The 6,168-nt window shown below is 58.3% G+C and carries 6 protein-coding genes; 4 read left to right on the top strand and 2 right to left on the bottom strand.

The features are described from left to right. Positions 1-130: 130 nt before the first annotated feature. Complete coding sequence (locus tag J3489_RS36745; protein ID WP_242540603.1) at positions 131-898, top strand: SDR family NAD(P)-dependent oxidoreductase; 768 nt, start codon at positions 131-133, stop codon at positions 896-898. A 124-nt stretch (positions 899-1,022) separates the two neighbouring features. Next, a complete protein-coding gene (gene bktB, locus J3489_RS36740; RefSeq protein ID WP_207005699.1) occupies positions 1,023-2,204 on the top strand; it encodes a beta-ketothiolase BktB in 1,182 nt (393 codons plus the stop codon). Here bktB and J3489_RS36735 read toward each other — a convergent pair. Then, positions 2,111-2,620, bottom strand: a complete 510-nt coding sequence (locus J3489_RS36735; RefSeq protein WP_207005698.1) for a GntR family transcriptional regulator — start codon at positions 2,618-2,620, stop codon at positions 2,111-2,113. The genes bktB and J3489_RS36735 overlap by 94 nt on opposite strands. 165 nt (positions 2,621-2,785) lie before the next feature. After that, positions 2,786-4,027: a D-amino acid dehydrogenase gene (locus J3489_RS36730; RefSeq protein WP_207005697.1), complete on the bottom strand. Its 1,242-nt coding sequence runs from the start codon at positions 4,025-4,027 to the stop codon at positions 2,786-2,788. Positions 4,028-4,565: 538 nt separating this feature from the next. Between J3489_RS36730 and J3489_RS36725 the strand changes: the two genes are divergently transcribed. Beyond that, positions 4,566-4,913, top strand: a complete 348-nt coding sequence (locus tag J3489_RS36725; RefSeq protein ID WP_207005696.1) for a RidA family protein — start codon at positions 4,566-4,568, stop codon at positions 4,911-4,913. Positions 4,914-5,054: 141 nt separating this feature from the next. Then, positions 5,055-5,828 carry a maleate cis-trans isomerase family protein gene (locus J3489_RS36720; RefSeq protein ID WP_207005695.1) on the top strand — a complete coding sequence of 258 codons (774 nt, stop codon included), beginning with the start codon at positions 5,055-5,057 and terminating at the stop codon, positions 5,826-5,828. Positions 5,829-6,168 lie beyond the last annotated feature (340 nt).

Genomic DNA, 6,168 nt, shown 5'->3' with positions numbered 1-6,168 from the left:
AGGAGCGGAATTTCCAGTCGGTCGATGCCGAATGGAGCAACGCCTTGGCGCAGCTTTCCCGCCCCGCCGTCATTGAGCTGAGACAAGTTGCATAGGCGTCGCAATGGGCACGGAGGATATGAGAGTCGCTATGGGATTTCAATTCGGGCTTGCGGGGAAGGTGGTGTTGGTAACCGGGGCGTTCAGCGGGCTGGGGTTGCATTTTGCCCAAACGCTGGCAGCACAAGGTTGCGCTGTCGCGATGTGCGGCCGGCGCATCGAACTCGGTCTCAGGCTGGCTGCCTCGATCCGCGAAATCAGGCAGAGTGCGGAGGCTTTCGAACTGGACGTCACCGACGCTGCATCAGTCGAGCGATGTCTCGCGGAAATTAACGAGCGCTTCGGTCTCCCGGATGTGCTAATCAATAACGCGGGAATTGCTCATCACGCTCCGGCGCTCGATACGACCGACGAGTCTTGGGAGCAGACGATCGAAGTCAATCTTAGCGGCGTGTGGAGAATGACGCGGATTTTTGCATCGCATCTCAAGCAGGCTGGTAAGCCCGGGAGCGTGATCAACATCGCATCGATTCTAGGCCTGCGCGTCGCACAGCAGGTCGTTGCCTACACGGTCTGCAAGGCGGGGGTGGTCCAGATGACGAAGGCGCTGGCACTCGAGCTCGCGCGCTATCGGATTCGCGTAAATGCGATTGCACCGGGTTACTTCGAGACCGATCTGAATCGTGAGTTCTTTGAAACAGATGCAGGAGTGCAACTCATCAAACGCATCCCGATGCGCCGCCTCGGGAAGCTGGGTGAACTTGATGGTCCATTACTCTTGCTGGCTTCCGATGCAGCGTCTTTCATGACTGGTTCAGTCATTGCCGTGGACGGCGGCCATCTGGTCAGTTCGCTCTAGTCGATGACGCCGCGTGTTTTTCCTCTACGGATCTTGTCGGGCGTCGGACGTTTCACGTCGACGCTCGAGTTGAAACTCTGCCCCGATTCTTTGTATAAGGCGCGCGAGCGCATCAGGAGGTTCCATGTCTAACGCTGTAGTGGTTCTCGGTGCCGTGCGCACGGCGATCGGCGATTACGGCAAGTCGCTCGCGAGTGTTTCTCCGACTTCCCTTGGCGCTCTCGTCGTTCGTGAGGCTCTCGCGCGGGCGAATGTAGAAGGGACGAAGGTGGATCAGATCGTGTTCGGCAATGTGATTCACACCGAGCCGGCTGATATGTATCTCGCGCGCGTCGCAGGGATCGAGGGGGGGCTTTCCGTGCGCTCGACCGCGCTGACGCTCAACCGACTATGTGGTTCTGGCTTGCAGGCTATTCTCACAGGGGCGCAATCCCTGATGCTCGGCGACGCTGATTATGTCGTCGCCGGTGGCGCGGAAAGCATGTCGCGCGCTGCATATTCGATGCTGGATGCCCGTTGGGGGAAACGGATGGGTGACACGAAAATGGTTGACATGATGCTCGGCGCACTCACCGATCCCTTCGAGAAATACCACATGGGACAGACGGCAGAGAATGTCGCAGCGAAATTCTCCATTTCACGGGAGCAGCAGGATGAGCTTGCACTCGAATCGCATCGCCGAGCGGCGGCCGCGATCGAAGCCGGGCACTTCAAGTCGCAGATCGTTCCCGTGCCGGTGCGCTCGAAGAACGGTCAGGTCATGTTTGACACTGACGAACATGTTCGCGGCAACATGACTGCAGACGACCTGCGCAAACTCAAGCCCGCATTCGCGATCGACGGCACAGTGACGCCTGGGAACGCGTCCAGCCTTAACGATGGCGCTGCGGCCGTGGTGCTTGCGTCGGCCGCAGCAGCAAGTCGCGATGGACACGTTCCGGTGGCCAGACTTGTTGCTTATGGGCACGCGGGCGTGGAACCCGCGTTTATGGGCATCGGCCCAGTGCGGGCTGTAAAGACGGCACTGGCGCGAGCGGAACTCACGCTCGATGACATTGACGTGATCGAGGCAAATGAAGCGTTCGCGGCGCAAGCATGTGCGGTTGCCCAGGAACTGGGGTTCAACTCTGTCAAGCTGAATCCGAATGGATCCGGCATATCGCTCGGCCATCCAATCGGCGCAACGGGCGCTATCTTGGCGACAAAGGCGATTTACGAACTGCAGCGTATCGGGGGGCGATACGCGCTGGTAACGATGTGCATTGGCGGCGGACAGGGGATTGCCGCCATCTTCGAGCGGATCTGAGCGGGAAGGTCGACGACGTCGCGCGCTTCAATCGCATCAAGGATCTCAAGGTGTTCGGCGAATGCATCGTGTCCTCGCTGCTCGAGATCGACCCAGCGTACGAAGTGAATGCGTGCGTTGATGCCATATAGTGCTCGCACCATCTCGTTGTTACCCGACAGGGCAACCAGTCCGACGTGAAACTCCTCATCTCGGATGACCAACTCGGTGGCGGGCGTGCGGGCCTTGTTCTTGATCACGTCCTTCCAGAACTTGCGCGGCGCCCGAACGTCCTTGAAATCCGCGCGCGCTACGGCGAGCTGCACGGCGGACGCCTCGATACTGCGGCGAAGTTCGAAAAGATCGAAGATATCGTGACGCTTGAGTTCGCGGATGATGCGCGCTGAAACGGATTCAGAAGGTCGGCAAATCTGCATTCCACAGCACAGCTGTCGTATCGCATCCCATACATCTCCCGGACCTTGGCTGCGGGGACGTTCTTACCCGAACGGCCCCGCACATCGCGATGAAAGCCTGACATTTCAAACCGTATCTGGTAAGCGGTCGATCCGTGCGCGCGAACCTATCGTGTAACCCGATTGTCACGACATGAGGCCTTCCATTGCAATGGCCGGCGTCCGCCCGGCGATCAGGTCCGCCGTGATCCGAGCGGATCCGTGGGACATTGTCCACCCAATATGGCCGTGACCGGTATTCAGGAACAGATTCCGATACTGTCGGCGACCAAAAACAGGCAGGTTGTTCGGCGTCATCGGCCGCAGGCCGGCCCACATCTCGGCGCAATCGTAGTTCGCTCCCTCGGGATAGAGCTCCTGCGTCACACGCTTCATGAACGCGAAGTCAGAAGGCTTGTGGCTCGTGTCATACCCGGCAAACTCGGCGGTCGCCGTTACCCGAATCCGATCACCGAATCGCGAGATGGCGACAAGGTTGTGCTCGTCCACTGCTGCGACGTTGGGCGGGGACGCGTGGCCCTCAATCGGAATGGTTAGCGAGTACCCTTTCACGGGATAGATCGGAAGGTGGATCCCGATCTGCCGGGCAAGAATGGGGCTGTAGCAGCCGAGCGCGAGCACGTATGCGTCGCCTTTTACCAGGCCGTTATCGGTGTGGACCCCAATGATTTCGCCGCCGGATGTCTCGAAGGCACGAATAGTCGTACCGGTTTGAATCTGCCCGCCTCGGGAGGTGACCTTCTCGGCGAGCGCTCGAGTGAACTTTGCCGGATCGCCCGTCTCATCGGTCGGGCAATAAATTGCACCGACGATTCCTTCCTTCGCTGACGCAAGAGCGGGGTCGAGAGAAGTGACTTCGTTGCTGGATAGGACCTTGATGACTTGTCCGTCCGACTCGAGCAGCTTCATTTGAGCCACGCCGCGGTCGAGCGCCTCCTGACTCCGGTGGAAATAGATGATCCCTCGATCGTTTCGGTCGTAGTCGAGCGGATCTTCGGCGATGACCTGTTGAAGAATGGCTTGCGAATAGGCCGCAAGTCGATGCTTGAGGAGCGTATTGCGGCGAGCTTTTTCCGAGGTGCATTCCATCAGGAACAGCCAGGACCAGCTGTAGAGGCGCGGATCAGCAGAGAACCTGAACCGCAATGCCTGATCCTTCAGAAACAGCGACTTCAGCAGCGTCATGGGCGCTTTCGGCGACGACCAGACAAAGGAGTGTCCAGGAGCGACCATCCCGGCATTACCCCAACTCGTCTCGCCGGCGACGACGGGTTGCCGATCAATCAGCACAACTTCGTGGCCGTCCTTCTGAAGTTGGTACGCGGTCGTGACCCCGACTACCCCTCCGCCGAGCACAATGACTCTCATGATTTCCTCAAGTTTGAAGCGTATTTGATGTTGGCATTAAAACGTCGCACGCGACGTGATTGCTCTCGGATCATGGTCCCCGGATGCGAAGCGATGCTTTGATGGCATTGCACTTTTCGGCCGAGTCCCTGCGGGATTACCGACTCTAGATTCGTCGTGGGTCACGCTGCTGCCATCTAAATGTGTCGACACAAATGTATATTGGCGCGAAAGCAAAATCAATGGTGTGTAACACTGATCCTCGAAAAAATCTCGAGGCCGGGTGTGGAGTGACGACGTAGGCAGGGAAGTACTCAGACAAGGGTGCGTCTGTGTTTCCGATGAGGCGTGTTCGTGGACCGAACCGCATTGTCCGGGAGGCCAAGCGACACGCCTCGTGGCGGGCGAGTGTTGATGCACGCCCCGGGGAATCAATGGGGGAAGTGCTAATTGCGGGCAGGCAGAAGGTTACGCTACTGTCGATAAAAGTGTCGACAACAGTGTGTGGCATGAGTTAGGCTATCGGCGTTGCCATGGTTACTTTTTCTAGGAGCAATCAATGCAGATCAAGCGCTACGAAAGCGGCAAACGAATGAGTCAGGTCGTCGTGCACGGCGGGGTGGCTTATCTTGCCGGGCAGGTTGCCGATGACCCGAGTAAGGACGTAAAGGGTCAAACAGCACAGATTCTTGCGAAGATCGATCGACTGCTCGAGCAAGTGGGCACCGACAAGACCAAGATCCTGTCGGCGAGCATCTGGCTGGCCGATTACGCCACGTTCAATCAGATGAACGAGATCTGGGACGCTTGGGTCCCTGAAGGGGAGGCTCCCGCGCGCGCGTGCGTCGAGTCGAAGCTGGCATTTCCGCAATACACGGTTGAGATCGCGGTGATCGCGGCGGTATAACCACGCACGCCCCGGCGGGCGGCTTGATTGCCCACCAGCGCAGACCACCGATGTGCGCAACTCAGGTCCGGGTCCGACGCAACGGATCGGAGCGCGACACAGTCGTGGCAAATTGAACAATCTCGAGTGGACTCCTTTCAAATGGACACCCTGGAATCTGCAGAACGATACGTGCGGCTTGATTTCTCGCTCGACGAGGGAATTTCGCGTCGTGCTGCGATAGGATTGGTCGTGCTCGCGACTGACCACACCATCGAATACGAGTGGCGCAAACTCCTTGCACTCGATGGAGTGGGTTTCTATGAAAGTCGGATAGCCAACTCGGCTGAAATCACGCCCGAAACGCTCAGGGAGATGGACACGCTGATCGCACCTGGCGTTGCAGTGATTCGGCCCGGCGAACGACTCGACGTGGTTGCCTTCGGGTGCACGTCGGCCTCCATCGTACTAGGCGAGGAGACGGTCATGGAGCGAATCAGGGAAGCGCGACCAAATGTAGCTTGTACAACCCCCATTACCGCCGCGCGTGTCGGACTGAATGCGCTTGGTGCACGCCGTATTGCGCTGTTGACACCGTATGTGCGCACCATTAATGAGTCACTTCGTGATTATCTGGCACACCGGGGGATCGATGTAGTCCGCATGGGTTCATTTGAACATTCTAACGATAACGAGGTTGCCAGAATCGATTCCGAGTCGATGCGCAAAGCTATTTTGGCGATTGGCCGACACGATGACGTGGACGCCGTGTTTGTCTCATGCACGTCGCTTCGGCTCGCGGATCAGATAACGTCAATCGAGGGCGAGTTGGCCAAACCGGTGACCTCGAGCAACCATGCGATGGCGTGGCACGCGCTACGGCTGAGCAATGTTAGCGAGAAGCTTCCGCAATTCGGACGACTCTTCACGGTCTAGAGGAAGAACCTGCGTTCTGGTACGGATTGCAATTGTCCAGACGCTTCAAGGGAACCCGCCGGACTGACGGGCGGATGCTGTCCACACACTACAGACTGCATCGACATGAAACGTTTCAACATAGCGCGCCTTCGCGATCACGTAGACCAGTTTGACCGCGTACAGTTAGGCCACCTTCCCACTCCGCTGGAGCCGGTTCGTCGACTCATTACGTCGCCGGAAGCTCCACGCATCTTCATCAAACGGGACGACGCCACCGGGCTGGGGGGGTGCCCCTATGTGATTCGTCAAGCATTAGGGGCGGATTTCGGTTGATAGAAGGTGCCGTCGCGCAGCATGG

Origin of the sequence: Trinickia mobilis, from assembly GCF_017315705.1 — a bacterium.
Taxonomy (GTDB): Bacteria; Pseudomonadota; Gammaproteobacteria; order Burkholderiales; family Burkholderiaceae; genus Trinickia_A; species Trinickia_A mobilis.
This window is presented reverse-complemented; position numbering and strand designations above follow the sequence as displayed.

Coding starts and splice junctions, on each gene's coding strand:
- J3489_RS36725 (WP_207005696.1), top strand. CDS start 4,566: ATGCAGATCAAGCGCTACGAAAGCGGCAAACGAATGAGTCAGGTCGTC.
- bktB (WP_207005699.1), top strand. CDS start 1,023: ATGTCTAACGCTGTAGTGGTTCTCGGTGCCGTGCGCACGGCGATCGGC.
- J3489_RS36730 (WP_207005697.1), bottom strand. CDS start 4,027: ATGAGAGTCATTGTGCTCGGCGGAGGGGTAGTCGGGGTCACGACCGCG.
- J3489_RS36735 (WP_207005698.1), bottom strand. CDS start 2,620: ATGCAGATTTGCCGACCTTCTGAATCCGTTTCAGCGCGCATCATCCGC.
- J3489_RS36720 (WP_207005695.1), top strand. CDS start 5,055: ATGGACACCCTGGAATCTGCAGAACGATACGTGCGGCTTGATTTCTCG.
- J3489_RS36745 (WP_242540603.1), top strand. CDS start 131: ATGGGATTTCAATTCGGGCTTGCGGGGAAGGTGGTGTTGGTAACCGGG.